1 pseudogene is annotated in these 262 nt (G+C 47.3%); it reads left to right on the top strand.

What is annotated here, in order from left to right:
• Positions 1 to 262, top strand: a pseudogene (locus FCL48_RS24790) (transposase); the annotation flags it as partial.

Raw genomic sequence — 262 nt, 5'->3', positions numbered from 1 at the left:
AATTCCTGATAGCCGCCAAGCTGTCGCTGAAACTTATTAAGACACATCTTGATGCTGTTCGTGAGCCGATGCGCAACTGGAATCATTACAGTCAGGCATACGAACTCTATGCGTATTCTCTGCCGATCACCTGGGACTATGTGCAAGATCGTCCGTACAAAGGTGATACAATCACGGCGGACCGGCGGATGTATCTTCATTTCTATTATTCACCAGACAGAGCCCTGGAGGATGAGAAAGCTTTCAATAATCGGATGGCTGT

It is taken from the genome of Desulforhopalus sp. IMCC35007, from assembly GCF_005116575.1.
In the GTDB taxonomy this organism is placed as follows: domain Bacteria; phylum Desulfobacterota; class Desulfobulbia; order Desulfobulbales; family Desulfocapsaceae; genus Desulforhopalus_A.
Note: the sequence above shows the minus strand (reverse complement) of the source record. Positions and strands in the feature narration are given on the sequence as shown.